Raw genomic sequence first — 13560 nt, 5'->3', positions numbered from 1 at the left:
GCCGGACGATCAGTTGCCTCCGCCGATGATGCGCGTGCGCGAGGCCTCGATGGCCTCTTCGTTGCGCGTGACGCCGATATCCTGTTCCAGCGCATTGAGGAACTGGAGCTGGATCTCGCTGGCGACCGGCTGCAGGAAGCCTTCATTCGTCTCGGCGATCAGCGAGGTGGCTGCCGAGGCATCGCCGCGTTCTGCGGAGATGAGCTGGACGATGAAGATGCCCTGGTTGGTCGGATCGCCGGCAAGCTGCACCGCACCTTCGGACAGGCGGAAGAGCATGCGCAGCGGCGGCGGTGCGTTCTGGCCGAAACGGGTGAGGTCGAGGAGGCGCATCTGCGTTTCCTCGGGCGCCGGAAGGTCGAGGCCGGTCTCGGCTTCGACTTCGGCGACGGCGTCGGCCATCGGCGTACCGTCGGCGACGGCGTCGCGGATTTGCTGGGCCAGCTGGCGGGCCTGCGCGACGGCGCGTTCGGTCACCAGGTCCGAGCGGACACGCTGGCGGATTTCCGAAAGCGGCGGCGGCGCGGGTTCGACAACCTCGTCCACTTTCACAAGCGCATAGCCATTGCCATCAATGTAGGAGACCGTCTCGGGATCGTCCTCGGGCAGGAGGTCGTCAAATTCGCGCAGCGCGACGAACAGCTCTTCCGGAAGCACGAAGCTGGGCTGGCCCGGCGCACGGCCAAGCGCGGTGATGGGCGGCGTGACCAGCAGTTCAAGGTCGTAACGCTCGATCACTTCATCGAGCGTCGAGCCGTCTGCAATATCGTCTTCGACATCGACGATCAGGTCGGCAAGGGCATTGCCGCGCTTGCGCTGTTCGATCTCGGCGATGGCTTCGGCGCGGGCGGCGGCTTCGTCCTGGCCCTGCTCGACGGTGATCCCGTCGACCTTCACGACGTGCCAGCCGAAAGGCGAGCGGATCGGGCCGACGACGCTGTCGGGACCGACATCGGGGTCGAAGACGGCGTCGGCGACTTCCTGGCCGGCAAGGTCACGGAACTCGGATTTGTTCTGCGGCCCGACCGAAATATCGGCTGCGCTGAAGTTTTCGGGGGCGACGGCGTTGACGAAGGTGTCATTGCGGGTGCGCTCGACGATGGCGTCGGCGGTGGCGCGATCGGCAACGACGACCTGGCTGATGACGCGAATCTCGCGGGCACCGAATTCGCCTTCGCGCGCGGCGAGGGCATCGGCGATTTCCTGCGGGGTCGCGGTCATGTCGGAGAAACGGTCGGCATTCAGCTGCGCAATCCGGAGCACCTTGCGCTGCGGGATGGTGTAGGTGAGGCGGCTGCGCTCGTAATATTCCTCGACCTCCGCATCGGTCACGTCGATCGCGCCGGCAATTTCGGCCGTCGGGATGAGGCCGAGAAGACCGGTGCGCTGCTCGAGCAGCATCGAGGCATAGGTGCGGCTGAAGGCGGTCGGCAGCCGCGGCTCGGCGCCGACGGGTGCGACCAACAGGCGCTGGTTGAGATCGGCGGTAATGAGGCGGCGAACCTGCTGATCGGTCAGGCGCGCGCGGGCGAGGAAGGCTTGGTAGCTTTCCGGCGTCAGGCGACCGTCAAGGCCGATCGCGCCCGGCAATCGCGCAATTTCGGCATCGACCAGCGCCTTTGAGATGCGCAGGCCATTGGCTTCGGCAAAGGCCCAGAGCGCACGATCCTGGATCTGCTGGCGAAGGATCGGATCGAAGTCGCCCGCAAGGTCCGCATAGGTCGCTTCGGGATTAGTCTGGCGCAAGAGGTTGAGCTGGCGCTCCATTTCCTGCGTCATGTCGAGATCGGTCACTTCCTTGTCGCCTGCCTTGGCGAGCGTGTTCGAGCCAAGCCCGAAACCGCCCGAGGAGACATTGGCGAGATCGGCCAGCGCGAAGCTGGCGACGATGAGGCCCATGAACCCGAACAGGGCGATGGTGCCTACCGTCGATTTCGACAGGTTGCGGAATTTCGACAGCATGACTGGGACTTCTCTCGATAATGGGTCGGAATGCTTTGGCAGCTTCTCTAGGCGGGGCTGGCGACGCAATCAATGGGGCGTCGACGAGGGGCGGTTCATCCGAAAGTTGGGCCCACAGGCTTGGATTTTAACGGTTGCGCTGCTAGTGGCGCTTTCCGCAAACGTTAAGCCATAGGGGAATGGAGTATGGCCCGGCGCATGTTCGTCGCGGGGAATTGGAAGATGCATGGCACACGCGCAGATGTGGGCCAGATCACCGCCATTTCCATCGACTGCGAAACGCTGAAGCAGACCGATGTCGCGCTGTGCGTGCCCTCGACGCTTATTACGCGCGCCGTCGCCGCCGCTCCCGGTTTCACGATTGGTGCGCAGGATGTGCATCATGAGAGCAAGGGCGCGTTCACCGGCTCGGTGTCCGCCGAGATGGTGCGTGATGCGGGCGCGAAGCTGACGATCGTCGGGCATAGCGAACGCCGCGAGGGCCTTGGCGAAACGAATGAAGACGTGCGCGCCAAGGCGGAACTGGCGATCAATATGGGGATGCGCGTCATCCTGTGCGTCGGTGAGAGCCTGAAGGTGCGCGAGACGGGCCAGGCGCTGCGTCATGTCGAGGAGCAGCTGAAGGCATCTTTGCCCGACATGGTCACCGCGCCGCTGCATCTTAGCATTGCCTATGAGCCGATCTGGGCGATCGGGACGGGCAAGGTGGCCGAGGTCGGAGACATTGCCGCGATGCATAATCGCATCCGCAATGCGCTCGAGCAGACCTATGGAGAGGGTCATAGTTCGATCCGCATCCTCTATGGTGGATCGGTCAAGGGGTCGAACGCGCGCGAAATCTTCACCACCGAGGGGGTTGATGGCGCGCTGGTCGGTGGGGCAAGCCTCACCGCCGAAGATTTTATGCCGATCGTCGAGGCTGCTGAAGCGCGATGAATGGGATATTCAGCTTGGCGTAATTCGCCAACGCTATAACAAACCGCAGAAATTCAAGGGAAAGGTCCACATGAACAAGTTTTTCGTTGCTATTGCCGCCGGCTCGCTTGCCGCGGTGGTCCCGGCCGGTTCGGCCATCGCTGCCCAGCCTGCGGGTATCAGCCAGGGCATGCCGATCGTCACTGGCGAATCGACCGTCGGCATCGTCGACAAGGTCGAAGACGGCTATGTCTACGTGAAGACCGACAAGTATGTCGTGCCCTATCCGACCAGCAGCTTCACGCCGCATGAAGGCATGCTGCTGTTCAGCCTGACGATGGAGCAGATCAACACCGCGCACGAGCAGGCCCAGGCCGAACTCGCTGCCAAGGCCGAAGCGTCGGTCGCTGTTGGTGCGCCGGTCAAGGCGGTCGACATGACCGTTGTCGGTACGATCGACGAAATCACCGCCGACTACATCCAGATCGAGATGAACTCGGGTAAGGTTTCGCGCATCCCGCCGAACGGCATCCAGAAGGATCCGAATGGCGCCATCGCGCTCTACCAGGTTGCCGATCTCCAGGCGATTGCCGTCGATCGCCCGGAAGAGCCGGTTGAAGAAGCCGTCGAAGGCGACGTGGCCGCTGAAGCTGCCGTGGACGTCGAAGCTGAAGCCGCAGAAGGCGCCAGCATCCAGTAATCACTGGGAATGACTTGAGAATAAGGGCCGCGTCTCCAATTGGGCGCGGCCCTTTTTCATGATCGGCGCATATTGAAAATCGGCACCGCAAGGTTTAGGTCGCCACGCGTCGCGCCCTTGGGGCAAGCGGCGCACATTCAGATGTAAAGCGAGACGATAAGATGTTCACCTTCCTGCTCATTCTCCAGACGTTGGTTGCAGCCGCCCTGGTTGGCACCATCCTGATGCAGCGTTCGGAAGGCGGCGGCCTTGGCGTTGGCGGTTCCTCGTCGGGTCTCATGTCGGCGCGCGGCCAGGCGGACTTCCTGACCCGCTCGACCGGCATCCTCGCTTTCCTGTTCGTGGCGCTCTCGATCGCGCTCGCCGCTGTGGCAGCGACCCGCGACGACGGTACCGAGATCGACGATTCGCTGATCGGCGAGACCGCACCTTTGGCCACGCAGCAGGAGCAGGCACCCGCCGCTCCCGAAGCGCCGGCCGAGGATGAAGGCGCGCCGATCGCCCAATAAAGGCGGCTCGTTCACCACATTTCGCAAAAAAGTGCGCTGGCAGCGATTCGACCGCTTGCCAGCACGCCCCACTCTTGCCTAAGGCAACACTCCCATGGCGCGGTTTATTTTCGTTACCGGCGGCGTGGTCTCCTCGCTCGGCAAAGGTCTGTTGGCAGCCTCCTTGGGTGCCCTCCTGCAAGCGCGTGGCTACAAGGTCCGCATTCGTAAGTTCGATCCCTACCTGAATGTCGATCCGGGCACGATGAGCCCGTATCAGCACGGGGAGGTTTTCGTCACCGATGACGGGGCCGAGACCGATCTCGACCTCGGTCACTATGAACGCTTCACCGGCGTCTCGGCGCGGCAGAGCGACAATGTGACCTCGGGGCGCATCTACCAGTCGATCATCGCCAAGGAGCGGCGCGGCGACTATCTCGGCGCGACAGTGCAGGTCGTCCCGCACGTCACCAATGCGATCAAGGAATTCGCATTGAACGATATTGACGGCCTCGATTTCGTGATCTGCGAGATTGGCGGCACGATCGGCGATATCGAAAGCCTGCCCTTCATTGAGGCGCTCAGGCAGCTGTCGAACGACCTTGGTCGCGACAATGTCTGCTTCGTCCACACGACGCTCGTGCCCTACATTGCGGCGGCGGGCGAGCTGAAGACCAAGCCGACCCAGCATAGCGTGCGCGAGATGACCGGCTATGGCATCCAGCCCGACGTGTTGCTGTGCCGCACCGAGCATCCCATTCCCGAGGAGGAGCGCCGCAAGATCGCGCTCTTCTGCAACGTGCCCGAGAGCGCGGTCATCCAGGCGCTGGATGCGCGTTCGATCTACGACGTGCCGCTCGCCTATCACAATGAAGGCCTCGACGAGGAAGTCTTGAAGGCCTTCGGCATTACCGACGCGGCCGAGCCCGACCTTACGCGCTGGGAAGACATTATGGACCGGGTGATGAACCCGGAAGGCGAAGTCACGATCGGTGTGGTCGGCAAATATGTCGCACTGCCCGATGCATACAAGTCGCTGCGCGAAGCGCTGGTCCATGGTGGCTTCTCCAATCGCGTGAAGGTCAACATCCGCTGGATCGACGCCGAGATTTTCGAGGGCGATGAGGACAATCTCGTCGCCGAGCTCGAGCCGATGCACGGCATCCTCGTTCCCGGCGGCTTCGGCGAGCGCGGCAGCGAGGGCAAGATTGCCGCGATCCGCTTCGCCAAAAAGCGCGACATTCCTTTCTTCGGCATCTGCCTCGGCATGCAGATGGCCTGCATCGAAGCGGCGCGTAGTGAAGCCGGCATCGAAGATGCGACGACGTCCGAATTTGGCGAGAAGGGCGAACCGATTATCGGCCTCATCACCGAATGGATGAGCGAAGAGGGCATCCAGAAGCGCACCAAGCAAAGCGATATGGGTGGTACGATGCGGTTGGGCGCTTATCCGGCCAAGCTCGACGCCAATTCGAAGGTCGCCAGCATCTATGGCACGACCGACATTTCGGAACGTCACCGCCACCGCTACGAGGTCAACGCCAATTATATGGACAGCCTTGCCAAGGGCGGGCTCGTCTTCAGTGGCATGAGCCCCGACGGGCAGCTTCCCGAAATTGTCGAGCGTCCGGACCTCAGCTGGTTCGTCGGCGTGCAGTTCCACCCGGAACTGAAGAGCCGTCCTTTCGACCCGCACCCGCTTTTCTCGAGCTTCATCGCCGCCGCGCTGGATCACTCGCGCCTGATGTAGTTGAATGGGCGTGAGCCCCGTCCTAGGTAGCTGATATGTCTGAAATCAAATCCACCAAGATGCTCGTCCTCGGGTCCGGCCCTGCCGGTTGGACCGCCGCCATCTATGCCGCGCGCGCGGGCCTTAACCCGATCGTCGTCGAGGGCATTCAGCCGGGCGGCCAGCTCACCACCACGACCGATGTCGAAAACTATCCCGGCTTTCGCGACGTCATCCAGGGCCCCTGGCTGATGGAGGAAATGAAGGCGCAGGCGACCAATGTCGGCACCGAGGCGGTGTGGGACCACATCATGGAGGTGGACGTGACCAAGCGGCCCTTCGTCCTCAAGGGCGATAGCGGCACCATCTACCATGCCGACACGCTTGTCATCGCGACCGGCGCACAGGCCAAGTGGCTGGGGCTGCCGAGCGAAGAACATGCCAAGGGCAAGGGCGCGAGCGCCTGCGCGACCTGCGACGGCTTCTTCTATCGCGGCAAGAAGGTCGCGGTGATCGGCGGCGGCAATACAGCGGTCGAGGAAGCGCTCTACCTCACCAACCATTCGGACGACGTGACCCTGATCCACCGCCGCGACAGCCTGCGTGCGGAAAAGATCCTCCAGGACCGTCTGTTCGCCAATGAGAAGATCACCATCCTTTGGGATCATACGGTCGAGGAATTCGTCCTCGACGGCGATCCGCAGGCCTTAGTCGGTCTCGACGTCAAGTCGACCAAGACGGGCGAAGTGAGCCGGGTCGAGTGCGAAGGCGCGTTCGTTGCCATCGGCCATGCGCCGGCAACCGAACTCTTCACCGAGCAGCTGAAGATCGACGGTGACGGCTATCTCTGGGTCGAACCCGGCACCGCGCGCACCAGCGTCGAAGGTGTATTCGCCTGTGGCGACGTTATGGACAAGCATTACCGTCAGGCCGTGACCGCGGCGGGCACCGGATGCATGGCCGCGTTGGATGCGGAAAAGTATCTGGCCGAGATGGAATTCGCCGAGAAGGCGGCAGCGGAGTAAGGCCGCACGCTAGAACCCATCGAGAAAGCGTGGCAGGTTCGTATGGGCCAATGATCTTTTTTGGGGATTAGCAGTATGTACAAGAAGCTGACGCTGGCCGTGGCCGCGATCACGTTGCCGTCTGCGGCTGTCGCCAATCCCACGATCGATACAAAATGGGATAATCGCTGTAACGACAACGGTTACACGATGGCGGTGCGGGGTCTGAATACTTACGAGTACGCTGTCGACATGCGGCTTTGCCTCAAGAGCAAGAATGACCGCTGGACATGCCGTGTAAGCTCAAATCTCGCTCCCGGTCAGTGGAGTTCAGGGGGCTGGGGGCACTATGTTTGTGGTTCCACAGGTGACTATTTCTGGTCAGTGCGTAGGGCCGGGAGCTCTATCGCCTTCGACGACCCACCAGGATATCGGCGGGGATTTTAACGGGTAGATTTCACCCCAACGCCAACCGCTCGGCGAAGGCCGTGAGCCGGCCGTAGGTCAGGAAATCCTCCGCTTCGACGTCATCGTCCTCGATGAGGATGCCGAGCCGTTCCTCGAGCGCGGTCAGGAATTGCGCGACGGCCATGCTGTCGAATTCGGGAAGCGCGCCGAACAATTCGGTATTCTCCTCGAACGCGGCGACGTCGTCGGCGGAAAGGCCGACAATCTCCACGAGGAGTTGGTCGACCGAGCGGTCGACGATGGCGCGGTCGCTATCGGCGTCGATGCGGGCATCTGCAGTCATGGCAGTGCCCCTAGGGAAAGCATGGGCAACTGGCAAGATGCGCGCTAGGGACTAGGGATGGATGCCCGTCCGCTCGACCATCTGACCAGCTTCGGGAAGCGCGATGCCATTGCCTATGAGGGCAAGGGTGCGACGCTGACCTATGCCGCGCTCGATACCCGCGTCGGCGGCATCGCGGCGCGGCTGGTGGCCGAGGGAATTGTCCCCGGCGACCGGGTCGCGACCTGGATGGGCAAGAACGTGCTGACCTGCCTCATGCCGCTCGCCGCCGCGCGGGCAGGGGCGGTGCATGTCCCGATCAATCCCGTGCTGAAGGCCGGGCAGGCGGCGCATATCCTTGCCGATAGCGGGGCAAAGCTGCTGGTCGCGAATACGGGTCGCCTCAAGGGGCTGGATACCGCGCTGAGAACGATTGCGCAGGAAGAGTGGACCGATGGCGATGATCCGCTCGGCATGTCCGACCATGACCCGGATAGCCTTGCCGCCTTGCTCTATACATCGGGCTCCACCGGCAAGCCCAAGGGAGTGATGCTGAGCCATGCCAACCTTTGGTACGGTGCCGAGGCGGTGGCGGATTACACGAAGATCACGCCCGAGACCCGCAACCTCGCGGTGATGCCGCTCGCCTTCGACTATGGGCAGAACCAGTTGCTCGCGACGTGGCGCGGGGGCGGCACGGTTATCCCGTTCGATTATTTGCTGCCCAATGACGTCAAGAAGGCCATCGCCAGGCACAAGGCAACCTATCTCGCCGGCATCCCGCCGCTATGGCACCAATTGATGGCGCTGGACTGGGACGGCGAGGGCGAGACGCTGCGCACGCTCACCAATACGGGCGGGCATATGGCCGAGACGCTATATCGCCAGCTGCGGGAGACGTTCCCCAAGGCGGATATCCATCTCATGTATGGCCTGACCGAGGCCTTCCGTGCCGCCAGCCTCGATCCGGCGCTGGCTGACGCCAATCCGGGGAGCGTGGGCAAGGCGATCCCGCATGCCGAATTGATGGTGGTGCGCGACGATGGTTCGCCGACCGAAGCAGGCCAGGAGGGAGAATTGGTCCAGGCCGGCCCGCTCGTCGCGCAGGGCTATTGGCAGAATGAGGAGAAGACGGCCGCTCGCTTCCGTCCGGCGCCTGCGCACAGTAGCTATGGCGGGACCGCGGTCTGGTCGGGCGACCGCTTCGTCCGGGATGCAAATGGGCTTCTCTACTTCCGCGCTCGCGCCGATGCGATGATCAAGGTGTCGGGCAATCGCATCAGCCCGACCGAGATCGAGGATGTGGCCCTGGAGCATGGCGGCGTGCACCAAGCAGTGATGACGGCCGAAGCAGATGCGGAACGCGGCGCTGCCATCATCCTTCACGTTGTTGGCGATGGCGACGAAGCGGCTCTATTGTCCCATTTTCGCAAGGTGGCGCCCTCGCACTTCATGCCGCGGCGGATCGTCTGGCATAAGGCATTGCCCACTGGGGCGACCGGCAAGGTCGACCGCAAGGCATTGGAGAAGATGAGCGCATGAAGGCGATGGGGAGCATTCCGGCTGGCTATGGGGCAGACGAGCGCGGCGCGCTGGTCGTTGCCGAGCACCCTGTCGGCTATTGGATGGAGAAAGCAGGCTCGAGCCCGATCTTCCTCTACGATACCGAGCGTGTCGCTGCGCAGGTCGAGAGCTTCCGTCGTCTCATGCCCGACCGGCTGGCGCTGCACTACGCCGTGAAGGCCAATCCGTTCGGGCCGCTGCTCGACTTCATCGCACCATTGGTGGACGGGTTCGACCTCGCCTCGCGCGGCGAGATTGCCCGCGTCTCGCATCTCGACCTGCCCAAGTCGCTCGCCGGGCCGGGCAAGAGCGACAAGGATCTGGAAGCCGCATTGTCGGCTGGCGTCACCATCCATGTCGAAAGCGAGAGCGAAGCCGAACGCGCCTGCCTTGCCGGACGGCGGTTGGGCATCCAGCCCAAGATGGCTGTGCGCATCAATCCGCCCTTCATGCTCAAGGGCGCGGGGATGAAGATGGGCGGGCTGGCGAGCCAGTTCGGGATGGACGCGCCGCTCGTCGCGCCGCTGGTGAAGCGCATTTTCGAGCATGAGTGCGAATGGCGCGGTTTTCACATCTATGCGGGCTCGCAAAGCCTCAGCGAAAGCGCGATCCTCGAGGCGCAGCGCGAGACGTTGAAGCTGGTCGCCGAGCTTACCGCCGAAATCGGTACGCCGCCGCCCGAGGTAAACCTGGGTGGGGGCTTCGGCATTCCCTATTATTCGGGCGAAAAGCCGCTCGACCTCGCGCCGATCGGCGAGGGGTTGGACGCTGCGCTTGGAGAGCTATCGGGCGATTTTGCCGACACGCAATTCGTCATCGAACTCGGCCGCTGGCTGGTCGGTGAGGCGGGCATCTACCTGACGCGCATTCTCGATCGGAAGGTCAGTCAGGGCGAGACCTATCTGGTGACCGATGGCGGGCTGCAGCACATGCTCGCTGCTTCGGGCAATTTCGGCCAGTTCCTGCGCCGCAATTATCCCATCAAGCTTGCCGAGCGGTTCGCCGAAGAGGGCGACAGCGCGGCGCATGTCGTCGGGCGGCTTTGCACCCCGCTGGACCTGTTGGGCGATGCCGTGCCGATGCCTGCGGACGCGAAGGTGGGCGAGACGATCGCGATCTTCTGTGCCGGTGCCTATGGCCTTACCGCGAGCCCGCAGGAATTCCTCTCGCAGCCTGCGGCCGTCGAGATGCTCGCTCAATCCTCGGGATAGAGTGCTTTCACGAAATAAAGACCGTCCGGCGGGGCGTTGAGGCCGAGTTGCTGGCGATCCCTTGCCTCCAACGCGTCTTTGACGTCGGCGGGGTTCCATTGGCCACGACCGACCAGGCTCAGCGTACCGACCATGGAGCGCACCTGGTGGTGGAGGAAGCTGCGCGCCGCGACATGGAAATGCACCTCCTCGCCGACGCGTTCGACCGTGAGGCTGTCGAGGGTCTTAACCGGGCTGTCGCTCTGGCATTGGACCGAGCGGAAGGTGGTGAAGTCGTGATTGCCCTCGAGATGTTTCGCAGCCTCGGCCATCGCTTCGACGTCCAGATCCTGCCCGATATGCCAGACCTGGCCGCGCAACAGGGTCGGCGGCGCGCGCCGGTTGAGGATGCGGTAGAGATAGCGGCGGCCGGTGCAGGAGAAGCGGGCGTGGAACTCGTCATCGACCTCGCTCGCCGACAGAACCGCGATGGGATCGGGGCGTAGCAGGGCGTTGACGCCCTCGCGGAGGCGATGCGCGTCGAGCGGCTTGGCGATATCGACATGTGCAGTCATGGCAAGGCCGTGGACGCCGGCATCGGTGCGGCCGGCGCAATGCAGGCGCACCTGCTCGCCCGTCATCTTTTCGATGGCTTCCTCGATCGATTGCTGGATCGACGGCGCGCCATCCTGACGCTGCCAGCCCGAAAAGGGGCCGCCATCGAACTCGACCGTGAGGCGCCAGCGCGTCATGCGAGACGGGCGCCCGGCGCCAGTGCATAGCCGCGCAGCATTTCCTCGACCGCTTGCACGCCTTTACCGGGACGCTGCGCGCGAAGGATCCGAACCGCACCGCTCCCACAGGCGACAGTGAGTTTGTCGTCGAGGACTTCGCCGGGCTCGCCCGTTGCGTCGGCAATCTCGGCTTCGAGCAGTTTGAGGCGGTCGCCCGATGCTTCGGTCCATGCACCGGGCCAGGGCGAGAGACCCTGTATATGCGCTTGCACTTCGGCGGCAGAGCGCGACCAGTCGACGCGCGCTTCGGCCTTGTCAATCTTGTGCGCGTAGGTGACGCCATCCTCGTGCTGCGCAATCGGTTCATAGCCATCCGGCGCGGCGAGCCATTCCACCACCATCTCACCACCCATTTGCGCGAGTTCTTCGGTAAGCTCGGCAGCATTCTTGGAAACGATCGGCGTCTGGCGCATCATCAGCATGGGCCCGGTATCGAGGCCCGCTTCCATCTGCATCAACGTGACGCCGGTCACCGGATCGCCCGCCATGATGGCGCGCTGGACGGGCGCAGCGCCGCGCCAGCGGGGAAGGAGCGAGGCATGGACGTTGACGCAGCCGCGCGCCGGCATGTCCAGCACCGCCTGGGGCAGGATCAGGCCATAGGCAGCGACGATCGCGACGTCGGCCTCGAAGCTGGCAAATTCGGTCTGGGCATCTCCTTTCTTGAGCGATTTCGGATGACGGACCGGGATGCCGAGCTTCTCGGCGCGTTGATGGATCGCGGTTTTCTGCTCTTTCTTGCCGCGTCCTGCGGGGCGAGGGGGCTGGCAATAGGCCGCGACGACGTCATGACCCGCCTCGACAATGGCATCGAGAGTGGGAACGGCGAAATCGGGGCTGCCCATCATGATCACACGCATGTTGATGCCCTATGGCGGAAATGCGCGGCTTTTCCTATGTCCTTTTCATGGCTTCGCCCGAACTCGACGCGCTGACGCAGGCGCTTGCCCGCCTGCCGGGACTCGGACCGCGCTCGGCGCGGCGCGCGGTGCTGCATCTCGTCAAGAAACGGGAAGGGACGCTGGAGCCGCTCTTGAAGGCGCTGGAAGCGGTGTCGGAAAAGCTCTCGACCTGCTCGATCTGCGGCAATGTCGACACGGCGGATCCGTGCGGCATCTGCACCGACCCGCGGCGCGACGACAGCGCGATCTGCGTGGTCGAGGAGGTTGCGGACCTCTGGGCGCTCGATCGCTCGAAGCTGTTCTCCGGCCGTTTTCACGTTCTCGGTGGGCGGTTGTCGGCGCTGGACGGGGTGCGCCCCGAGGATCTCAGCATCGACCAGCTCGTCGCGCGGATCGAGAAAGGCGGCGTGGACGAGGTCGTGCTCGCGATGAATGCCACCTTGGAGGGCCAGACCACTGCGCATTATTTGGCCGAGCAGCTTGAGACTTTTCCGTTACGAATCACGCAGTTGGCGCACGGACTTCCCGTCGGTGGTGAACTCGACTATCTCGACGAGGGCACGCTGGCACAGGCCCTGCGCGCACGACGCCCGGTCGCTTGAAGTCGCTCGATTTCCTCACTAAATAGCCCCCATGGCCATTTTGAAGATTTACGAGACGCCTGACGGCAACGATATGCTGCGGCAGATTTCCACGCCCGTCGAGGAAGTCACCGACGAGCATCGCCAACTGATCAAGGACATGTTCGAGACCATGTACGACGCCCCCGGCATCGGGCTGGCGGCGGTCCAGGTCGGGCATCCGATCCGCATCCTCGTCATCGATCTGCAGGAGCCCGAGGAAGAGGGCGGCGAGCCGGTCAAGGATCCGCGGGTCTTTATCAATCCCGAGATCATCGAGACCTCGGACCATGACGTGCCCTATACCGAGGGCTGCCTGTCGATTCCCGAGCAGTTTGCCGACGTGATGCGCCCCGATCGCATCAAGGCGCGCTGGCTCGACGAGAATGGCGAGCAGCATGAGGAAGAGATTGACGGGCTACTCGCCGTCTGTCTCCAGCACGAAATGGATCATCTCGAAGGCGTGCTCTTTATCGACCACCTGTCCAAGCTGAAGCGGGACATGGTGCTCAAGAAGCTAGCCAAGATGCGCAAGCAGGGCCGCGTTGCAGCCTAGGCGCTGATGGTCATGGCCGCCTCGCGGCAATCCTCCGCACATTCACGACAGATTTGCGCGCACAATTTGCAATGTGCGTGATCATGTTGCTCGCATTCGCGCGCACAGGCGTCGCAAACGCGGGCGCACAGCTCCAGCATGTCCTTGAGGACCGCTTCGTTCGATCCGGCGCGGCGGGCGCCGAGGCGTGCCGTGGCGGAGCAGACATCGGAGCAGTCCGAGCAGGTCCGCACGCACTGCGTCATGTCCATGTCCTCGGCCGAGCAGGCATCGGCGCAGCTCATGCACATCATCGCGCAATACATTGCGTGATGGACGGCATTGCCGAGCGGCTCGTTATTATGGCCGGCAACGTCGGGGTGCAGCGAGATCATCTTGCGGATCGACATGATAGAAAACTCCCTCCT

At 63.3% G+C, this 13560-nt stretch carries 14 protein-coding genes; 9 read left to right on the top strand and 5 right to left on the bottom strand.

All coding sequences use genetic code 11. The features are described 5' to 3' along the window. Window positions 1-9: 9 nt before the first annotated feature. A complete protein-coding gene (locus NDO55_RS04125) occupies window positions 10-1962 on the bottom strand; it encodes a peptidylprolyl isomerase (protein WP_252112693.1) in 1953 nt (650 codons plus the stop codon). A gap of 186 nt (window positions 1963-2148) precedes the next feature. Here NDO55_RS04125 and tpiA point away from each other — a divergent pair, with 186 nt between their 5' ends. The 5 genes from tpiA to trxB all read left to right on the top strand — a co-directional run bounded on the left by tpiA (window position 2149) and on the right by trxB (window position 6819). After that, window positions 2149-2898, top strand: a complete 750-nt coding sequence (gene tpiA, locus NDO55_RS04120) for a triose-phosphate isomerase (RefSeq protein WP_252112691.1) — start codon at window positions 2149-2151, stop codon at window positions 2896-2898. A gap of 70 nt (window positions 2899-2968) precedes the next feature. Next, window positions 2969-3577: a hypothetical protein gene (locus tag NDO55_RS04115; protein WP_252112689.1), complete on the top strand. Its 609-nt coding sequence runs from the start codon at window positions 2969-2971 to the stop codon at window positions 3575-3577. Window positions 3578-3738: 161 nt separating this feature from the next. Next, complete coding sequence (gene secG, locus NDO55_RS04110) at window positions 3739-4086, top strand: preprotein translocase subunit SecG (RefSeq protein WP_252112687.1); 348 nt, start codon at window positions 3739-3741, stop codon at window positions 4084-4086. 94 nt (window positions 4087-4180) lie between these two features. Continuing rightward, window positions 4181-5815 carry a CTP synthase gene (locus tag NDO55_RS04105; RefSeq protein WP_252112685.1) on the top strand — a complete coding sequence of 545 codons (1635 nt, stop codon included), beginning with the start codon at window positions 4181-4183 and terminating at the stop codon, window positions 5813-5815. A 35-nt stretch (window positions 5816-5850) separates the two neighbouring features. After that, the gene (gene trxB / locus NDO55_RS04100; RefSeq protein WP_252112683.1) at window positions 5851-6819 is read left to right on the top strand and encodes a thioredoxin-disulfide reductase; all 969 of its coding nucleotides are present in this window, start codon (window positions 5851-5853) and stop codon (window positions 6817-6819) included. A gap of 436 nt (window positions 6820-7255) precedes the next feature. Here trxB and NDO55_RS04095 read toward each other — a convergent pair whose 3' ends face one another. Further along, complete coding sequence (locus NDO55_RS04095) at window positions 7256-7549, bottom strand: phosphopantetheine-binding protein (protein ID WP_252112681.1); 294 nt, start codon at window positions 7547-7549, stop codon at window positions 7256-7258. Between the two features lie 57 nt (window positions 7550-7606). Between NDO55_RS04095 and NDO55_RS04090 the strand changes: the two genes are divergently transcribed. Both NDO55_RS04090 and NDO55_RS04085 read left to right on the top strand, forming a co-directional pair. Beyond that, complete coding sequence (locus NDO55_RS04090; RefSeq protein WP_252112679.1) at window positions 7607-9070, top strand: AMP-binding protein; 1464 nt, start codon at window positions 7607-7609, stop codon at window positions 9068-9070. A 5-nt stretch (window positions 9071-9075) separates the two neighbouring features. After that, window positions 9076-10302, top strand: a complete 1227-nt coding sequence (locus tag NDO55_RS04085; RefSeq protein WP_341869967.1) for a pyridoxal-dependent decarboxylase, exosortase A system-associated — start codon at window positions 9076-9078, stop codon at window positions 10300-10302. Here NDO55_RS04085 and truA read toward each other — a convergent pair. Together truA and fmt are read right to left on the bottom strand one after the other, a co-directional pair. Beyond that, window positions 10287-11033, bottom strand: coding sequence for a tRNA pseudouridine(38-40) synthase TruA (truA, locus tag NDO55_RS04080; protein ID WP_252112675.1), 747 nt, complete (start codon window positions 11031-11033; stop codon window positions 10287-10289). The two genes, NDO55_RS04085 and truA, sit on opposite strands and share 16 nt — an antisense overlap. Beyond that, on the bottom strand, window positions 11030-11935 hold the full coding sequence (fmt, locus tag NDO55_RS04075) for a methionyl-tRNA formyltransferase (protein WP_252112673.1): 906 nt from the start codon (window positions 11933-11935) through the stop codon (window positions 11030-11032). The genes truA and fmt overlap by 4 nt, the downstream gene beginning before the upstream one ends. Before the next feature lie 47 nt (window positions 11936-11982). Between fmt and recR the strand changes: the two genes are divergently transcribed. Both recR and def read left to right on the top strand, forming a co-directional pair. After that, a complete protein-coding gene (gene recR, locus NDO55_RS04070; RefSeq protein WP_252112671.1) occupies window positions 11983-12579 on the top strand; it encodes a recombination mediator RecR in 597 nt (198 codons plus the stop codon). A gap of 31 nt (window positions 12580-12610) precedes the next feature. Then, on the top strand, window positions 12611-13153 hold the full coding sequence (def, locus tag NDO55_RS04065) for a peptide deformylase (protein ID WP_252112669.1): 543 nt from the start codon (window positions 12611-12613) through the stop codon (window positions 13151-13153). On the opposite strand, the gene NDO55_RS04060 is transcribed toward def, so the two are convergent. Next, window positions 13150-13542, bottom strand: coding sequence for a four-helix bundle copper-binding protein (locus NDO55_RS04060; RefSeq protein WP_252112667.1), 393 nt, complete (start codon window positions 13540-13542; stop codon window positions 13150-13152). The two genes, def and NDO55_RS04060, sit on opposite strands and share 4 nt — an antisense overlap. Between the last annotated feature and the right edge of the window lie 18 nt (window positions 13543-13560).

The sequence above is a fragment of the Sphingomicrobium sediminis genome (genome assembly GCF_023805295.1).
Taxonomy (GTDB): domain Bacteria; phylum Pseudomonadota; class Alphaproteobacteria; order Sphingomonadales; family Sphingomonadaceae; genus Sphingomicrobium; species Sphingomicrobium sediminis.
Note: the sequence above shows the minus strand (reverse complement) of the source record. Positions and strands in the feature narration are given on the sequence as shown.

Bases quoted from the DNA above. Each gene is read 5' to 3' on its own strand.
- NDO55_RS04125 (WP_252112693.1), bottom strand. From the start codon at position 1,962: ATGCTGTCGAAATTCCGCAACCTGTCGAAATCGACGGTAGGCACCATC.
- tpiA (WP_252112691.1), top strand. From the start codon at position 2,149: ATGGCCCGGCGCATGTTCGTCGCGGGGAATTGGAAGATGCATGGCACA.
- NDO55_RS04115 (WP_252112689.1), top strand. From the start codon at position 2,969: ATGAACAAGTTTTTCGTTGCTATTGCCGCCGGCTCGCTTGCCGCGGTG.
- secG (WP_252112687.1), top strand. From the start codon at position 3,739: ATGTTCACCTTCCTGCTCATTCTCCAGACGTTGGTTGCAGCCGCCCTG.
- NDO55_RS04105 (WP_252112685.1), top strand. From the start codon at position 4,181: ATGGCGCGGTTTATTTTCGTTACCGGCGGCGTGGTCTCCTCGCTCGGC.
- trxB (WP_252112683.1), top strand. From the start codon at position 5,851: ATGTCTGAAATCAAATCCACCAAGATGCTCGTCCTCGGGTCCGGCCCT.
- NDO55_RS04095 (WP_252112681.1), bottom strand. From the start codon at position 7,549: ATGACTGCAGATGCCCGCATCGACGCCGATAGCGACCGCGCCATCGTC.
- NDO55_RS04090 (WP_252112679.1), top strand. From the start codon at position 7,607: ATGGATGCCCGTCCGCTCGACCATCTGACCAGCTTCGGGAAGCGCGAT.
- NDO55_RS04085 (WP_341869967.1), top strand. From the start codon at position 9,076: ATGGGGAGCATTCCGGCTGGCTATGGGGCAGACGAGCGCGGCGCGCTG.
- truA (WP_252112675.1), bottom strand. From the start codon at position 11,033: ATGACGCGCTGGCGCCTCACGGTCGAGTTCGATGGCGGCCCCTTTTCG.
- fmt (WP_252112673.1), bottom strand. From the start codon at position 11,935: ATGCGTGTGATCATGATGGGCAGCCCCGATTTCGCCGTTCCCACTCTC.
- recR (WP_252112671.1), top strand. From the start codon at position 11,983: ATGGCTTCGCCCGAACTCGACGCGCTGACGCAGGCGCTTGCCCGCCTG.
- def (WP_252112669.1), top strand. From the start codon at position 12,611: ATGGCCATTTTGAAGATTTACGAGACGCCTGACGGCAACGATATGCTG.
- NDO55_RS04060 (WP_252112667.1), bottom strand. From the start codon at position 13,542: ATGTCGATCCGCAAGATGATCTCGCTGCACCCCGACGTTGCCGGCCAT.